Here is a 16,088-nt window from a genome sequence, read left to right on the forward strand (position 1 = left end):
TCAATCTCTCTGAGGTTCGAATTTTCGGGCGGTGACTTCGATCATCGCGGGCCCGCCCAGGGCGGCAGTTTCGCCTAACGCTTGCGCAATGGCCTGCGGCATATCGGGAACCCTGGTGTGTGGAATGCCAAAGGATCTGGCCGTTGCTGCAAAATCGGGGGGTGTGGGGTCACATCCAATGACCGTCACGCCTGCATCCTGCATCGATGTGGCGATTTCCCGGTACCCGTGATTGTTCCAGATCACGAACGTGACCGGCAGGTTTTCGTCTACTGCGGCCATTGCTTCCGGCATTGAAAACTGCGCCCCGCCATCGCCGACGATGCATATTACCCGCGCCGTTGGATCGGCAATCGACGCGCCGATGGCGGCGGGTATGCCATAGCCAAGCGCACCATACCCCGTTGCCGCATTGAACCAGCCGCCAGCCCGGTCGTGATCATAGTAAAGATTGCCGGCATAAATGGGCTGGGTGGAATCCCCGACCATCAGAGCATTCGGAGACGCCGAGCGCATCGCATTCAGTATCTCCACCTGTTGGCGATATTCCGGACCAATCTCCTGCCAGGCTGCATCGCGCGTTTTTTTGGCACGGTCCGCACCGTCGCTTTGCCGTGCCCTCTGCGGCAGGACCTTACACAGCGCTGGCAAAACCAAGCCGACGTCACCTTGAATGGCAATCGCTGCCTCATGCCGTGAAAGCTGATCGCTGCACCGATCAACCCGTATCAGGTTTGGCAGTTTCGCAAACTGACCGGTGGCATACATGTCATAATCGGTTGGCCCCAGCTCGGTTCCCAAGGCCAGAACGCAATCGGCGCTTTCCAACAATGCGCGCACCGCGTTCAGGCTGGGGCTGGCCGGTACGGTCAGAGCATGTCCGTGCATCAGGCCGCGCGCGTTGACGGTTTGCACAACCGGAGCATCCAGAGCTTCGGCCAGTGCCTGCAATCCCGCCTCGGCACGTTTCGCGCCGCCGCCCGCCAAAATGACGACTTTCTTTGCCTCAGCCAGTTGCCCTGAAGCCTGCCTGATCAATGCCGGGCTGACCGGAGGATCAGGGTCAGGCGTCTCGACTGCTGTTTCCTGATATTCCGCCGCTGCGACATCCAACGGAACCTCGATATGCGCCGGCCCGCGGCGACCATTGCTGAGGCCGTGAAAAACGCGGTCCAAAACCGGGGCCAGAGCACTGGGGCCGGTGACCTGTTCGGATACCAACGCAACCGTTTTCGCCAGCCCGATTTGGTCTGGCAATTCGTGCAGATGCCCCAAGCCCTTGCCAAGCGATCCGGTTTTGTTGACGCCGGACACCACCAGCATCGGTATTGAATCGGCCCGCGCCTGCGCCATCGGCGTCAGCGTATTGGTCAATCCGGGGCCGGTGATCACAAAGGCAACACCCGGTTTACCCGACACACGGGCATAGCCATCGGCCATGAAACCCGCCCCCTGTTCGTGTCTGGGCGTCACATGTCGTATGCCCGAAGCGGCAAGCCCTCGATACAGTTCCACCGTGTGAACGCCCGGAATTCCGAAGACGCAGGTCACATCCCGCTGGCGCAGCCCGGCAACCAGAGCTTCGCCAATTGTCATACCGCTCATGCGACCTCGCGTGATTTGCTGTTGGCGTGTTCGATGATACGGGAAACTGCGGTACCAAAATCCGTGTCATTGATCGTCAAAGCAACCCGCACCCAGTCCTTCAGGCTGTCACCAAAGGCAGATCCCGGCATGACGGCCACCCCGGCCTGAAGCAGATCCCAGGCATAGGCTTCGCCATCCAGCCCGGTGGCAGAGACATTGATGAGTGCGAACATTCCCGCCTCGGGCCGGTGAACTTTCAGATCCGTTTCGGCTTCAAGACGATCGGCCAACAGGGTCGCGCGACCAGAGAATCGGGCGGCCATACCGGGGGCAACCTCGGATCCGTCACGGATCGCCTTTTCGGTCATGTCCGCGATGAACGGTTGATTGCCAAAAAGCATGGTCTCGGAATAGGGCAGCAGCGCTTCGCAGAACGCGGCGGGCCCGACGCACCAGCCACTGCGGAATCCCGGAGCGGCATGAGACTTCGAGATGGATGATACGCCAATGACACGATCCGCCAGTTCCGGATCTGCCAATGGTGAAACAAATCGGGCACCGTCAAAGATCAGTTCTTCATAGACCTCGTCCGAGATGATCCACAAATCACGCGCAATCGCCAGCTGCCCGATCTCGGCAATGTCCGCGGCGGTCAGAATCGCGCCCGTCGGGTTATGCGGCGTTGTCAGAAGAATGGCGCGGCTGCGCGGAGTGATGCGGGCCGCGATATCTGCTGCCTGCATGCGAAACCCTTTCTCGGGCCGCAGCGGTACAGGTACCATCTCGGCCCCGGATGCACAAACAACACCTTCATAGGTCGCGTACATCGGATCGCCGACCAGAACTTCGTCGCCCGCCTCGGCGACCCCGGCCATGGCTGCGAACAGGGCGGTTTGCGTGCCGGGAAAGCACAGGAAATTCCCGGGCTCGAAAGCCCGCCCGCGAGAGGCAGAATAGCGCGCAGCCAGTGCGTCAAGCAGCCCTGCTTCACCGCGCCCGTTGGAGTACCCTGTCCGCTGCGCCCGCAATGATGCAACGGTGGCTTCGACCAGCGCGTCCGGCACCGGCACGTCCGGTTCTCCTATCGTCATTTCGACGATGTCCGCCCCGGCCTTGATCAGGTCGCGGGCTTTCAGATGTACGCCCCATTTGGCGCCACCCAAGCCCGCCAACCGTTCTGTCACCGATGTGGTCTTCATGACTGCTCCACCTCTTTGGTCAATGGAAACCCGACGATGGCGCTGACGGAATCCAAACCGATCCGCGCCAGCTGGCCTTCGCAAAACGCATCCGGAAGCGCGCCTCCTTCGAGCCACAGGCCGTCGATCACCGCGTTGCATGCGATGGCCAGTTGCATTGCCTCTGACGCATCAACCGAACGCCCGGTTTCCTGCAATGCCGCGACGATCAGCTTCTCGAGGTGATCCCGGAAATAGTCATAGGTTCGCTGGTGAATGCGCTGCATTTTCGGGTCATGCTGCACTTTGTTCAGGAAACCCGCCCACAACGCCACGGCACTTGGATCGACGATCGGCGGTCGTAGTGACGCGTCGACGAAGTTGGTCAACTTAGAAACCGCGCTTCCGGTTCCTGATGACGCCGCGGTCTGGTCCGTCAGCGTATTCATGTGGTGCTCATACGCCGCCTGAACCAGTTCGTCCTTGGATGAGAAATAGTGCCGGATCAAACCTTGGGTCACATTCGCGCGGGCTGCGATCTCGCGCACCGTGGCACCCCGAACGCCCATCTCGGCGATCAGGTCCAAAGTCGCCAGAATCAGCGCCTCGCGGCGAAACTCGGCAGACTCACGTTTGAATTTGCGGCTGTCGTCCTGCACGTCAGTGTCATCCATGGCATGGAGTTATTATACACTTGCATAATTGCGAGATTCGGGGCTTACTGCAAGCTGAAATCAGAAGATTCTTGGATATGGACACAGCCAAAGCAGTTGCACCCGCACCCGAAACAACCACGCCCGACGAAGCGATCAAGGTTGAAGATCTGCACAAATCCTTTGGCACGCTGGAGGTTTTGAAAGGCGTATCCCTGACCGCAAACAAGGGGGATGTTGTTGCCATTATCGGGGGGTCAGGCTCTGGAAAATCCACCATGCTGCGCTGCATCAATTTTCTGGAAACGCCGAGTTCCGGAAAGATAACCATCGGCGGTGAACTGGTTGAAATGCACACCGATGGCAGCCCTTCCAACCGCCGCCAGATCGAACGTATCCGCACGCGTCTGGCCATGGTTTTCCAGCAGTTCAATCTGTGGACACACCGCACGCTTCTGGAGAACGTGATCGAAGTGCCGGTGCATGTGCTCAAGGTGCCGAAGGCCCAGGCGATCGCACGGGCGCATGAATTGCTGACACGGGTGGGCCTTGGCGACAAGGCTGACACCTATCCAGCCTATCTTTCGGGTGGTCAGCAACAGCGCGCCGCCATTGCCCGGGCGCTTGCAGTCGATCCTTCGGTGATGCTTTTCGATGAACCCACATCAGCGCTTGATCCCGAGCTTGTTGGCGAAGTTCTGACCGTGATCCGCGATCTTGCCGCCGAAGGGCGCACAATGCTGCTTGTCACCCATGAAATGAAATTCGCACGCGAAGTCGCAGACCACGTTGTCTATCTCTTCGAGGGCCGCATCGAAGAGCAGGGCCCACCTGCCGAGGTCTTCGGAAACCCAAAATCAGAGCGCCTGAAGCAGTTCCTCAGCTCGGTCGCCTGAACCTAAAAAACAAAACAAAATGAACCAAAAGGGAGTATCAAAATGAACGTCAAGAAACTGCTCGTGTCCGGCCTTGCCGCCGCTGTCCTTTCGGCTGGTATCGCCAGTGCAGAAGAGGTCAAGATCGGCATCGCAGCCGAACCTTACCCGCCATTCGCGTCGCTGGACAGTTCAGGTAATTGGGTCGGCTGGGAAATCGATGTCATCAATGCGGTCTGCGCCGCTGCGGAACTTGACTGTGTCATCACGCCGGTCGCCTGGGATGGTATCATCCCGTCGCTGACCGGACAGCAGATCGACGCCATAATGGCGTCTATGTCGATCACCGAGGAGCGGCTGAAAACCATTGATTTCAGCGATCCTTACTACAACACACCTGCCGTCATCGTCGCGGACAAATCGATGGATATCGAAGCGACCCCCGAGTCGCTGGCCGGTAAGGTTGTCGGCGTTCAGGCGTCGACCATCCACCAGGCTTATGCGCAGGAATATTTCAAGGATTCCGAACTGAAGGTTTATCAAACTCAGGATGAGGCCAACCAGGACCTGTTCGCAGGTCGTATTGACGCCACTCAGGCCGACAGTATCGCCATGGCGGACTTCGTGAATTCGGATGCCGGGGCATGCTGTGAAATCAAAGGCGCCGTCGCAGATGATCCGGCCATCCTGGGCCGGGGCGTTGGTGCCGGTGTTCGCAAGGGCGACGATGACCTGCTTGCAGCGCTGAACAAAGGCATCGCGGCAATTCTTGCCGATGGAACGCACGAGAAGATCACTTCGAACTATTTCTCGGCCAGCATCTACTAAGCGGCTGCCGTGACCGGACTGTTGGAATCGCTTGGATTGGCGCAGAGCGCAGAGCTTCTGTCGCTGTCGCCACCGGGTTGGGGGGGCAATCTGCTGCGCGGATTGTCCCACTCATTGCAGATCGCTTTTGGTGCATATGCGCTCGGCCTCGTGATCGGATTGTTCGGAGCCTATGGCAAGCTTTACGGCGGGAAGGTCACGCGCGATCTTCTTGCCATCTACACGACCGTGATCCGGGCCGTGCCGGAACTGGTCCTGATCCTGATCCTGTATTACGTGGGATCTGACATCATCAACAAAATCTCTGCTGCAATGGGCGGAGGACGGGTAGAGGTCAATGGCGTCGCTGCGGGCATCTGGGTTCTGGGCGTCGTTCAGGGCGCATATGCAACCGAGATTCTACGCGGAGCCATACAGGCGGTTCCACCCGGACAGATCGAGGCCGCCAAATCCTACGGGATGCCCGCCTTCATGACCATGCGCCGCGTGACGATCCCTGCCATGATGAGCTTTGCCGTACCCGGTCTGGCCAACTTGTGGCTGATCGCCACCAAGGACACCGCCCTGCTCGCGGTCGTGGGATTCAACGAACTGACACTGGAAACCCGGCAGGCCGCCAGCAGCACACGCGCCTATTTCACCTTCTTTCTGGCGGCGGGTTTTCTCTATCTCATGGTCACCCTGTTTTCGGGCGCCATCTTCGCGCGGATCGAAAAATGGGCGCGTCGCGGTCAACCTTCTCTGAAAGGAGGTGGCAGATGATCGATCTCAGGTCCTTGATGCAACCCCATCGTATCGTGATGATGCTGATCTTTGCCGGGATCGTGATCTGGTGTGCCATGTCTTTGCGATGGGACTGGTTGCCAAAATACGCACCGCTTGCGTTGCACGGAATCTGGACCACGCTCTGGCTGCTTGTTGTCACCGTCGTTCTCGGATTTCTGCTGGCCGTACCACTCGGGTTGGCCCAGGCCGTTGGGCCCTGGTACCTTGCGGCTCCCGCCAAGGCGTTTTGCACCATCATTCGGGGCACACCCCTGCTTTTGCAGCTTTGGTTGCTGTATTATGGCCTCGGCTCATTGTTCCCTCAATTCCCCTGGATACGATCATCCGAGCTTTGGCCGTATCTGCGTCAGGCCTGGCCTTATGCGGTGCTGGCTTTGACGCTTTCTTATGCCGGCTATGAAGGTGAGGTCATGCGCGGAGCCTTCAAAGGCGTCGCAAAAGGTCAGCTGGAGGCCGCCAAATCGTTCGGCATGCCCAGGCTGACGATGTTCCGCCGCATCTGGTTGCCGCAGGCAATCCGCAACGTTCTGCCGACCCTGGGTGGTGAAACCATCCTCCAGTTAAAGGCTACGCCCTTGGTTGCCACGATTACGGTGGTGGATATCTATGCCGTGTCATCCCGGGTGCGGTCCGACACGTTCATCATCTACGAACCGCTCATCCTGTTGGCCGTATTCTACATTCTCGTTGCCGGTATTATTGCCCTGATGTTCCACTGGCTGGAAGTGAAGGTGCTGGGAACCGGACGCCGAAATGGGCCAGCCGGATAGTACAAGCCGGAAGTAAAGCGAGATCCACGGCCCCACTCCGGGCACAGATTTCGTCGGCGCGTTTTCAGGCCGATTGAAACCATGGGGCCACGATCAAGACGGTTGCCCGAAATGATTTAGGGAAGGTTCGGCTTGCAGGCCCCTGCGGCGAGGCACTGGCAGCCTAGGGCCAGAGCCTGACTTTCTTATCCATTGCACAACGACCTGGAACACCGTGCCGCAATCGTCTGGTCGGCGCAGTGGCGGATGTGGCGAAGCATTGCAAACTTGCCCCCTCGTCCTTTGGGGCGCGTTCCACGAGGCGCGCATTCAGCGCAGGCCCGACAGAACCTGTTGCCGCAAACCCGCATTCGGGTTTGAGCCAACGACCATCATTTTTTGGGGTGAAACACCTTTGATCGCGCGAATGGGCAGTATCTGCCCTGAACGCGGGTCATGGTGAGCCACGAACTGGTCATACCCATCGGGTCTGTTTGCCAATCAGAATAACGCTTAGATCGCCAGATACTCCTCACGAAGACCGGTGTCCTCAAGCACTTCTTTTGCCGTTCCGTCGAACACGATGGTACCGGTGTCAAGAATGATCGCGCGATCCGCCAGTTCCAAAGCGCGCACAGCGTTCTGTTCAACGATGATCGTGGTCATACCCTGCTGTTTGACATGTATGAGGGTTTTTTCGATTTCGTCGACGATAACAGGCGCCAAACCTTCATACGGCTCATCCAAAAGCAGCACCTTGATGTCCCTGGCAAGCGCTCTGGCGATTGACAGCATCTGCTGTTCGCCACCCGACAGTGTAATCCCTTCCTGCTTCCTGCGCTCACCGAGACGCGGAAACAGCTCGTAAAGCCGTTCAAGGGACCATCCGATCGGAGGCGCAATCTGTGCGAGTTGCAGGTTTTCTTCGACTGTCAGGCCGGGAATGATGCGTCTGTCTTCCGGTACAAGACCAAGGCCCACTGCCGCCGCTTCATAGCTTGTCATGTTGTGCAGCGGCTTGTGGTCCAACCAGATTTCGCCATGTCTAACTTCTGGATCTCCAACTCTCGCAATCGAACGCAGCGTCGAGGTTTTGCCCGCGCCGTTGCGTCCAAGAAGGGCAAGAATCTCGCCTTCATGTACGTTGAAGCTGACGCCCTGCACGATGTAGCTTTCTCCATAGTAGGAGTGCATATCCCAAACGGAAAGAAACGCAGGAGCGGTGCTGGCCAGATTGGCGTTTTTCGAAAAGTCAGGTTTCTCGTTCATAGCTTTTCCTTACGCAGCCTCGCCCAGATAGGCTTCGCGAACCTTGGGGTTTCCGCGGATGTTTTCAGGAGTATCTTCAACCAGGGGTGTCCCCTGGGCCAGAACAGTGATGCGTTCGGCAAGGCTGAAGACAACATGCATGTCATGCTCGATGATCGCGATGGTGATGTCGCGTTCTTCCTTGATCTGTTTCAGCAGGTCGATCGTGTTGTTGGTATCCGCCCGCGCCATCCCCGCCGTCGGTTCGTCCAGCAGCAACAGCCTCGGATTCTGGCTGAGGCACATGCCGATCTCGAGCCGGCGCTTGTCGCCGCGCGACAGCGAGGCCGCGTGCATCTCGCGCTTGTCGGCCATGTTCATCTCTTCCAGCATGGCTTCGGCCTGTTCAACAACAGCCTTTTCGTTGGCGATGGTCTCGTATGCATGCATCCGGAACGCGCCATCCCGCATGGCAAAGATCGGAATCAACATGTTCTCCATCACCGTCAATTCACCAAAAATCTCTGGTGTTTGAAACACTCGGCTTATGCCCATCTGGTTGATCTGGAAGGGTTCAAGCCCCAAGACCGATGCGTTGTCGAACAATACGGACCCGGTATCTGGCATGAGCTTGCCGACCAGACAATTCAGCAAGGTCGACTTGCCCGCACCATTAGGCCCGATGATTGCGTGAACCGAATTCTCCTCGACGCTGAGATTCACATCCGTGAGCGCCTTGAGGCCGCCGAAGCGCTTGCTGACGTCTTTGACTCTTAGAATTGCCATGGCTCGCCCCTTATTCCGCCGGTTCCGTTTTGCCCGACGTCGCGTCGTCGGATTTTGATTTCTTGCGCTTGAGCCGGTTCAGCAAACGCTGACCACCTTCGACAAGACCACCCGGCAAGTAGATAACGACAAGCATGAAAAGAATGCCCAGCGTCAGATGCCAGCCCTTGCCGATGAACGGATGGATCAAGAAAACCACCGCGTCCTCCAGCCCGTCAGGCAGGAATGCAAACCAGCTGTGCAACACGTTGTCGTTGATCTTCGAGAAGATGTTTTCGAAGTACTTGATGAAGCCCGCACCCAGCACCGGCCCGATCAGTGTGCCGGTGCCGCCCAGGATCGTCATCAGAACGACCTCGCCCGATGCGGTCCACTGCATACGTTCGGCACCTGCCAGCGGGTCCATTGCGGCCATCAGCCCACCAGCTAGGCCGGCATACATGCCAGAGATGACAAAAGCTGCCAGCGTGTAGGGTTTCGAGTTCAGGCCGGTATAGTTCATCCGCTGCTGGTTTGATTTGACGGCCCGCAGCATCATCCCGAAAGGTGAACGGAAAATTCGGATGGACAGATAGAATACCACCATCATGATCACCGCACACAGATAGTATCCCGCGTTGAAATCAAAGCTCCATGCGCCCACGTCCAGCGTGTAGGTTGCGCGCATCGGCAACCCGAACAGATGCGGCAGGTCCGGCGAGTTCGCCCCTTGCAGAATCTGCGGATCATCTGCGTAAACCTGCAATCCCGTTTCCCCGTTCGTCAGGTTGAATTTGGGGTTGGACAACACCGAATAAGCCAACGCAAAGCTCATCTGGGCGAAAGCCAGCGTGAGGATCGAAAAATAGATGCCCGACCGGCGCAGGCTGACGAACCCGATCAGCAATGAGAATACCCCGGCGACCACAACGCTGAGTGCGATGGCCGGGATGATGTTGTAACTCAGCAGCTTGAACATCCATACGGCGGAATAGGATCCAACGCCCAGAAAGGCCGCGTGTCCGAATGACAGGTATCCGGTAAGGCCGAACAGGATGTTGAAGCCGATGGCAAAGATGCCAAAGATGACAAAGCGCTGCATCAGATCCGGATAGCCCGCGTTGAACTGCGCCATGGCGCTGCCTTCCGGGAACGGATTCAGGATGAAGGGTGCCAGCATCGTAAGGATGCCGACGATGATCAGCAGGCTGGTATCTTTTTTGTTCAGTCCCAACATCGATTATTCCTCCATCACGCCTTTGCGTCCCATCAAACCGCGCGGGCGTGTGAGCAGCACAATAATGGCAACAAGGTAGATGATGATTTGGTTGATGCCCGGGATCGTCGTTGTGGCCCAGGTCGTAGAGGCGAAGCTTTCGAGAATGCCCAGCAGAAAGCCAGCCAGCACCGCGCCGGGAAGAGACCCCATGCCACCAACAACAACCACAACGAAGCTGAGGACCAGAAAATCCATCCCCATGTGATAGTTTGGTGGGTTGAGCGGCCCGTACATGACGCCCGCCAAACCGGCCACCGCGGCAGCGATCCCGAACATGATCGTAAAGCGCCGGTCGATGTTGATCCCCAGCAAGCCCACAGTTTCGCGATCCGCCATGCCGGCGCGCACAACCATGCCGAAGGTGGTGAATTGCAGGAATGAGAAGACAGCACCGATAATGGCAACTGCAAAGCCAAAATAGACGAGGCGCCAGATCGGGTAGATGATCGCGTTGGGATCAAACCCGATCATGGTGCCAAGATCGATAGAGCCACTCAGCGCGTCGGGCGGCGGGGTCTGGATGGGGTTGGCACCAAAGAAATACTTTACGATTTCCTGCAACACGATCGCCAGGCCGAACGTGACAAGGATCTGGTCCGCGTGGGGGCGTTTGTAGAAATGCTTGATAAGCCCGCGTTCCATCACATAGCCAACCGCCAGCATGATCGGGATCGCAAACAGGATTGCCAATGGAACGGACCAGTCGATGATCGTCGCCCCGAACTCCGGGCCGAACCATGCCTCGACATAAGGTGTTTCCACCTTCAGCGGGTTGCCAAGAAAGTCGGTTTGGCTCTCGTCGATGGTTACAAAGCTCAGGTTCATGAGCTTTTGCAAAGTGACGGCACAGAACGCACCGATCATGAACAGGGCCCCATGGGCAAAGTTCACAACGCCGAGCGTCCCAAAAATAAGCGTCAGCCCCAGCGCAATCAGCGCATAAGCCGACCCTTTGTCCAGACCGTTCAGAATTTGCAATAGGATGGCGTCCATTGGCCCACCTCAGGGTTGGTCAGTGTGAATTGAGTGGCACAACAGGATCAACCCTGCTGTAGATGTCTGGCCACCATTTTGGCGGCCAGACTTTGATACGCGGTCTTATGCGCCCGGGTTACACTCACCCAGTGCGCCACCGGCAAACATCGGATGCTCCGGATCGTATTCGACCTGCGCGCGTGGGGTGATCTCGACGATCTCCAGCGTGTCATAGGCGTTGGTCGGGTTCATGTTGCCACGCACGACCAGCACGTCCTTGAAGCACTGGTGATCCGCGCCGCGATACCAGGTCGGGCCGTTGCCCAGGCCGTCGAACTCGAAGTCTTCCAGCGCTTCAACAACACCACATGGGTTGAACGTACCGGCACGCTCGCAAGCATCAGCATATAGCAGAACCTGTGCATAGCAGGTTTGCGCCGAGTTGGACGGCGGCTTGCCGTATTTTTCGCCGAAGGATTTCACGAAGGCTTTGGTGCCTTCATCCTGCAACTGCCAGTTCCAGTTCATCGAACCCAGCACGCCCTTGATGTTCTCGCCAGCACCGGCGGCCATCAGTTCCGAATACAGCGGCACGACGATCTTGAAGTCCTTGCCGTTGGCGACTTTGTCGAGCAGGCCGAACTGAATCGCGTTGGTCAGCGAGTTCACCATGTTGCCGCCATAGTGGTTCAGAACCAGAACGTCCGCGCCCGAGTTCAGAACCGGAGTGATGTAGGACGAGAAGTCTGTTGACGCGAGTGGCGTCTTGACGGTGTTGACCGTTTCCCATCCCAGGGCTTCGGTCGAGGCGACGATCGACTCTTCCTGGGTCCAGCCCCAGTTGTAGTCCGCCGTCAGGTGATAGGCGCGGCGGTCATTGCCCATCTCGGCAGCCAGCACCGGCGCAAGCGCGGCGCCCGACATGTAGGCGTTGAAGAAATGGCGGAAACCATTGGCCTTCTTGTCCTTGCCGGTCGTGTCGTTGGCGTGGGTCAGACCCGCCATAAAGATCACACCCGCTTCCTGACACAGGCCCTGAACCGCAACGGCCACGCCTGAGGACGACCCGCCGTTGATCATGATCGCACCGTCTTTTTCGATCATCGACTTTGCGGACGCACGTGCGGCGTCTGACTTGGTCTGGGTGTCACCTGTGACGAACTCGACCTTCTTGCCGAGGATGCCATTGCCCTTCAGCGCCTTGGACGTGAAGGTGTTCAGGCAACCGCCGTCACCCTCTCCGTTCAGGTGTTCCACCGCCAGCTGTTGCGCCAGCAGCTCGTCATTACCCTCTTCCGCATACGGCCCGGTCTGGGGAACATTGAAGCCCAGGGTCACGGACCCTCCGGTTGGTTCGTTGGTGTAAGCGGCAGCCGACGAAGCCGTGAAGATCGTAGGCAGGGCCAGACCGGTACCTGCAACGGCACCAGACTTCAACACGCCGCGGCGTGTGACAGATTTGTTGGTCATTAATTCCTCCCATTTCCCTTTCTCTCGTCGTCTGGCTCCTCTTCCAGCAGACGAAAGCGCACTTATGTGCATTTCAATAATGGAAAGGCGGTGGAAAATTTCACAACAAATTACTGGATTTGAAACAAAATTTTGTAAACGTCTTGACGAAAATCAAGATCGGTTGAAAAGATTTTTCGTTTGCTTACATTTAAAAATATATTTTTCATATATTTAAATGTAAATATCGGTGACACATTTGTCAGGCATGACACCAATATTCGTTATCTGCGGCACCAAAAGCAGATTTGCAATACAAAGCCAGCATTTTCAGCACGCTGAATGGAAACAAGCTCTTCGCTCATCTGACGGTCCAGTTTGATTGTTGGCGCATGATCGCCCACTGGTTTGCCGGTATGATCGTGCCCGGCACGGGTGGGCGGCATCCCAGTGCGCCGAGCGGTCTTTCGTGCTCCGGTGTTCCGTCCGTTCCTCGATCAGGATCCGTTTGCCTAAGCCACCACCCTAATTTCGGATGCTGACGTCCGCTGTGACTTGTCAAGCCGGTGCGGGGCGAGACAGACCATTGGTCAGGGAACCAAAACCGCTGCCCCTTGCAATCGTCCGGCGCCCAGATCCGCGAGGGCTGTGTTGCCGTCTTTCAGTGAATATCTTTGGGTCCGTGTCTGGATGCCTGCGGCTTGAGCCATTGCAAAAAACTCCTCACCATCCTGACGCGTCAGGTTTGCGACAGACAGGATTTGACGTTCCCCCCAAAGATCGCTGTAGGGAAAGGAAGGAATATCGCTCATGTGAATTCCGCCGCAAACCACGCGGCCGCCCTTGCGGACAGATTGCAGCGCTTTGGGCACAAGGGCTCCGACAGGTGCGAATATGATTGCAGCATCCAGTTCCGCCGGTGGTCGTTCGTCGGACCCACCAGACCATACCGCGCCAAGGTCACGCGCAAAATCCTGCGCCTCGATATCGCCGGGCCGGGTCAGCGCATATACATTCCGGTCCTGCCAGACGGCCAGTTGTGCAAGGATATGCGCGGCAGCTCCGAAGCCATAAAAGCCGATATTCTTGGCATCCTGGGCCATTCGCAGACAGCGAAACCCGATAAGCCCGGCACATAACAACGGCGCCAGTGCAACCGGATCGGCAATCTCTGGCAGGGCAAAGACATACCGTGCATCCGCAAGGCAAGCTTCGGCAAATCCTCCGTTTCGCGTGTATCCCGTGAACACCGGCGCGTCACACAGGTTTTCCTGTGCGCGATGGCAATACGGACATTTCCCACAAGTGGACCCAAGCCAAGGCACGCCCACGCGCTGACCGGTTTCCAGCCCTGTTACGGCATCCCCCTTTCGAACGATCCGCCCAACGATTTCGTGGCCCGGAACCAGTGGAAGTTCAGGATGTTCGAGGTCACCATCGACGATGTGAAGATCCGTGCGGCAGACACCACAAGCCTCGATCTGGATCTCGATATCATGAGCGCCCGGCGCCGGAAGTTCGATGTCTTCCAGTTTCAGCGCGCGGCCGGCCTCGTTCAAAACCATTGCGCGGGTCATGGTCCAACTCTCCAGATACATCCGCCCGAAATCATCTGTTTATTGCCTCTTTTCGTTGCAAATTTCGGGCTCGGCCTTCGACAAAACCGTAAATGTGGCACTGGGTTCCGACGACCTGAACGATAGCACACCTGCGCCGCAGCAAGGCTTGATCCATCGCAAAGTCCCAGATCTGACCGAGCGACCAAAACCTCAACTGCACCTGAAGAGATTACGCAGGATGTCCAAAGGAGATCGACCGGGCACTGACGGGTCTGACCCTCGCCACCGGTTTCAGGTCTGATGAATGTAGCTGCCCGGCGCTTTGAGCAGGTTTTCAGCCCCCCTTCGTTTTCCGCCCATCGGCGGCGGCGCAGTTTCGCCCGATGAACGGTCTTTGATCCAATCCACCATCGCAGGCCACCAGGAACCTTGCTTTTCTTCGGCCGACTCAAACCACTCATCCGGCGAGGTATACAGCGCGTCCGCCGGCCTGTGGCCCAACCGATAGTGGCGGTGCTTGTGCCCCGGCTCGCTGAGGATACCGCCATTGTGACCACCGTTGGTCAGCACGAAGGTGAGATCTCCGTCGGTAAACAGCCGAATTTTATACACTGATCGCCACGGGGCAATGTGGTCGGATTCCGTTCCGACCACAAACATGGGTACGCGTATGTCCTTGAGCGCAACAACCCGACCTTCGACAGAAAAGCGCCCGGCGCTCAGCCGGTTTTCCAAGAACAGACCGCGCAAATATTCGGAATGCATTCGCGCCGGCATCCGGGTCGTGTCATTGTTCCAGACGGTCAGATCCGTAGGCAGGTCGTCTTCACCCAAAAAATAGCGGCGCACAGCCCGGGCATAGATCAGATCTTCGGCGCGGATTGTCGTGAAAGTTCGCGTCATCTGAGGGCGGTCAAGATAGCCCTGCAACCACATCAGATCTTCGACAAAAGCGACCTGGCTGTCATCGATAAACAGCAAAAGCTCACCGGCTTCGGCAAAATCAACCTGCGCCGCCATCAGCGTAACGCTTGCAAGCCGTTCATCGCCATCGCGTTGCATCACCGCCGCTGCAATCGCCAGAAGTGTGCCGCCGAGGCAATACCCATTGGCGTGAATCTTTTGACCCGGAACGATTTTCTCGATGGCCTCGATCGCGGCCATGACACCGTTCAGGCGATAATCCTCGAGGCTGAGATCCGCCTGATCAGCGGTGGGATTGACCCAGGAGATCATGAAAACGGTAAAGCCCTGCTCGACCAGATAACGCACCATGGAGTTTTCCGGAGAAAGGTCGAGCACATAGTATTTCATGATCCAGGCGGGCACGAAAAGGATCGGTTCCGCCTGTACGCGCTTGGTGTGTGGAGTGTATTGAATCAGCTCGAACAGCGCGTTGCGATAAACGACCCTGCCGGGGGTCGCGGCAATGTCTTTACCGATTTCATACCCCTGAGGGGCAGGTTCGTGCTGTTGCGTTATGGTATGGGCAACATCCTCAAGAAAGTGGGCGGCGCCCTCTATCAAATTGCGACCGCCGGTCTGGAACGTGCGATTGATGATTTCCGGGTTTGACCACGGAAAGTTCGAAGGAGAGACAAGATCAAGTGCTTGGCGAATCTGAAATTGCGCGCGTTCGGCGTCGCGGGGGGCGATGCCGGGCATTTCGTCCGTTGCGGCCTGCCACCAATCCTGTGCGCTCAGAAAAGCCTGCTGCCAAAGGGAAAACGGCGCCTTCTGCCAGCCGGGCGCATTGAAACGGTGATCCTGCTTACGTGGCTGAAAAGGCGGAGTGGCCTTCGCGCCGGTCGCCATCTCGCTGGCATAGACCCAGAGTTTGGCCGCATCGCGTGCCGCGCGTTCTGTCAGTTCAAGCTGGCGTCCGGGTGAACGACCCAGGTGCAGGGCCCAATCCATCCAGGTGGCCATTATCGAATGCGGGGAAACACCGGCGGTGGCACGGGCAAGGGCCGCGCGCGTTGCGCGGTCAAGTTTCTCATAGGGGTGTGGCGGGGCATTCTCGTCGGTATCTGCCGCACAAACCCCGGCCTCGGCAGACAGCTTGTCAGGTGAGAGTTCGGTCATCTGGGTTCTCCGATCCGGGCAGAGTGCTAAAATGCTGCAAGCTTTAATCCATCTGTCCACCAAGCCCCGGAC

The 16,088-nt window shown here is 57.6% G+C and carries 15 protein-coding genes; 4 read left to right on the top strand and 11 right to left on the bottom strand.

The genetic code is table 11. The features are described from left to right. From GOW31_RS07350 to GOW31_RS07360, 3 genes are read right to left on the bottom strand one after another with little or no spacing between them, the layout of a single operon-like run. On the bottom strand, positions 1-1,605 hold the full coding sequence (locus tag GOW31_RS07350; protein ID WP_171169000.1) for a 5-guanidino-2-oxopentanoate decarboxylase: 1,605 nt from the start codon (positions 1,603-1,605) through the stop codon (positions 1-3). Continuing rightward, a complete protein-coding gene (locus GOW31_RS07355) occupies positions 1,602-2,786 on the bottom strand; it encodes a pyridoxal phosphate-dependent aminotransferase (protein WP_171169001.1) in 1,185 nt (394 codons plus the stop codon). Before GOW31_RS07355 ends, GOW31_RS07350 begins: the two co-directional genes overlap by 4 nt. Then, positions 2,783-3,439, bottom strand: coding sequence for a TetR/AcrR family transcriptional regulator (locus GOW31_RS07360; RefSeq protein WP_217356636.1), 657 nt, complete (start codon positions 3,437-3,439; stop codon positions 2,783-2,785). Before GOW31_RS07360 ends, GOW31_RS07355 begins: the two co-directional genes overlap by 4 nt. Before the next feature lie 77 nt (positions 3,440-3,516). On the opposite strand from GOW31_RS07360, the gene GOW31_RS07365 reads away from it, so the two are divergent. From GOW31_RS07365 to GOW31_RS07380, 4 genes are read left to right on the top strand one after another with little or no spacing between them, the layout of a single operon-like run. Then, complete coding sequence (locus tag GOW31_RS07365; protein WP_171169002.1) at positions 3,517-4,314, top strand: ABC transporter ATP-binding protein; 798 nt, start codon at positions 3,517-3,519, stop codon at positions 4,312-4,314. A gap of 42 nt (positions 4,315-4,356) precedes the next feature. Continuing rightward, on the top strand, positions 4,357-5,121 hold the full coding sequence (locus GOW31_RS07370; RefSeq protein ID WP_171169003.1) for a transporter substrate-binding domain-containing protein: 765 nt from the start codon (positions 4,357-4,359) through the stop codon (positions 5,119-5,121). Positions 5,122-5,130: 9 nt separating this feature from the next. Further along, positions 5,131-5,883 (top strand): ABC transporter permease, encoded by a 753-nt coding sequence (locus GOW31_RS07375; protein WP_152459071.1) that lies wholly within the window; start codon positions 5,131-5,133, stop codon positions 5,881-5,883. After that, positions 5,880-6,677 carry an ABC transporter permease gene (locus tag GOW31_RS07380; RefSeq protein WP_171169005.1) on the top strand — a complete coding sequence of 266 codons (798 nt, stop codon included), beginning with the start codon at positions 5,880-5,882 and terminating at the stop codon, positions 6,675-6,677. The genes GOW31_RS07375 and GOW31_RS07380 overlap by 4 nt, the downstream gene beginning before the upstream one ends. Positions 6,678-6,986: 309 nt before the next feature. Here the strand turns inward: GOW31_RS07380 and GOW31_RS07385 are convergent, their stop codons facing one another. The 8 genes from GOW31_RS07385 to GOW31_RS07420 all read right to left on the bottom strand — a co-directional run bounded on the left by GOW31_RS07385 (position 6,987) and on the right by GOW31_RS07420 (position 16,016). Beyond that, positions 6,987-7,157 carry a hypothetical protein gene (locus GOW31_RS07385; RefSeq protein ID WP_171169007.1) on the bottom strand — a complete coding sequence of 57 codons (171 nt, stop codon included), beginning with the start codon at positions 7,155-7,157 and terminating at the stop codon, positions 6,987-6,989. Between the two features lie 12 nt (positions 7,158-7,169). Beyond that, positions 7,170-7,925: an ABC transporter ATP-binding protein gene (locus tag GOW31_RS07390; RefSeq protein WP_171118887.1), complete on the bottom strand. Its 756-nt coding sequence runs from the start codon at positions 7,923-7,925 to the stop codon at positions 7,170-7,172. Positions 7,926-7,934: 9 nt separating this feature from the next. Beyond that, positions 7,935-8,690: an ABC transporter ATP-binding protein gene (locus tag GOW31_RS07395; RefSeq protein WP_152459074.1), complete on the bottom strand. Its 756-nt coding sequence runs from the start codon at positions 8,688-8,690 to the stop codon at positions 7,935-7,937. A gap of 10 nt (positions 8,691-8,700) precedes the next feature. Then, a complete protein-coding gene (locus tag GOW31_RS07400) occupies positions 8,701-9,906 on the bottom strand; it encodes a branched-chain amino acid ABC transporter permease (protein ID WP_171118889.1) in 1,206 nt (401 codons plus the stop codon). Between the two features lie 3 nt (positions 9,907-9,909). Further along, positions 9,910-10,941: a branched-chain amino acid ABC transporter permease gene (locus tag GOW31_RS07405; RefSeq protein WP_171118891.1), complete on the bottom strand. Its 1,032-nt coding sequence runs from the start codon at positions 10,939-10,941 to the stop codon at positions 9,910-9,912. Between the two features lie 105 nt (positions 10,942-11,046). After that, positions 11,047-12,393 carry a substrate-binding protein gene (locus tag GOW31_RS07410; protein ID WP_152459077.1) on the bottom strand — a complete coding sequence of 449 codons (1,347 nt, stop codon included), beginning with the start codon at positions 12,391-12,393 and terminating at the stop codon, positions 11,047-11,049. Positions 12,394-12,962: 569 nt separating this feature from the next. Beyond that, a complete protein-coding gene (locus GOW31_RS07415) occupies positions 12,963-13,949 on the bottom strand; it encodes a zinc-dependent alcohol dehydrogenase family protein (RefSeq protein ID WP_171169009.1) in 987 nt (328 codons plus the stop codon). Positions 13,950-14,222: 273 nt separating this feature from the next. Beyond that, complete coding sequence (locus tag GOW31_RS07420; RefSeq protein WP_171169011.1) at positions 14,223-16,016, bottom strand: alpha/beta hydrolase; 1,794 nt, start codon at positions 16,014-16,016, stop codon at positions 14,223-14,225. Positions 16,017-16,088: the final 72 nt, after the last annotated feature.

Origin of the sequence: Ruegeria sp. HKCCA0370 (genome assembly GCF_013033705.1) — a bacterium.
Lineage (GTDB): Bacteria > Pseudomonadota > Alphaproteobacteria > Rhodobacterales > Rhodobacteraceae > Ruegeria.

Excerpts from the sequence above, each read along its gene's own strand:
- GOW31_RS07380 (WP_171169005.1), top strand. The coding sequence starts at position 5,880 with ATGATCGATCTCAGGTCCTTGATGCAACCCCATCGTATCGTGATGATG.
- GOW31_RS07370 (WP_171169003.1), top strand. The coding sequence starts at position 4,357 with ATGAACGTCAAGAAACTGCTCGTGTCCGGCCTTGCCGCCGCTGTCCTT.
- GOW31_RS07420 (WP_171169011.1), bottom strand. The coding sequence starts at position 16,016 with ATGACCGAACTCTCACCTGACAAGCTGTCTGCCGAGGCCGGGGTTTGT.
- GOW31_RS07355 (WP_171169001.1), bottom strand. The coding sequence starts at position 2,786 with ATGAAGACCACATCGGTGACAGAACGGTTGGCGGGCTTGGGTGGCGCC.
- GOW31_RS07360 (WP_217356636.1), bottom strand. The coding sequence starts at position 3,439 with ATGGATGACACTGACGTGCAGGACGACAGCCGCAAATTCAAACGTGAG.
- GOW31_RS07390 (WP_171118887.1), bottom strand. The coding sequence starts at position 7,925 with ATGAACGAGAAACCTGACTTTTCGAAAAACGCCAATCTGGCCAGCACC.
- GOW31_RS07405 (WP_171118891.1), bottom strand. The coding sequence starts at position 10,941 with ATGGACGCCATCCTATTGCAAATTCTGAACGGTCTGGACAAAGGGTCG.
- GOW31_RS07415 (WP_171169009.1), bottom strand. The coding sequence starts at position 13,949 with ATGACCCGCGCAATGGTTTTGAACGAGGCCGGCCGCGCGCTGAAACTG.
- GOW31_RS07350 (WP_171169000.1), bottom strand. The coding sequence starts at position 1,605 with ATGAGCGGTATGACAATTGGCGAAGCTCTGGTTGCCGGGCTGCGCCAG.
- GOW31_RS07410 (WP_152459077.1), bottom strand. The coding sequence starts at position 12,393 with ATGACCAACAAATCTGTCACACGCCGCGGCGTGTTGAAGTCTGGTGCC.
- GOW31_RS07400 (WP_171118889.1), bottom strand. The coding sequence starts at position 9,906 with ATGTTGGGACTGAACAAAAAAGATACCAGCCTGCTGATCATCGTCGGC.
- GOW31_RS07365 (WP_171169002.1), top strand. The coding sequence starts at position 3,517 with ATGGACACAGCCAAAGCAGTTGCACCCGCACCCGAAACAACCACGCCC.
- GOW31_RS07395 (WP_152459074.1), bottom strand. The coding sequence starts at position 8,690 with ATGGCAATTCTAAGAGTCAAAGACGTCAGCAAGCGCTTCGGCGGCCTC.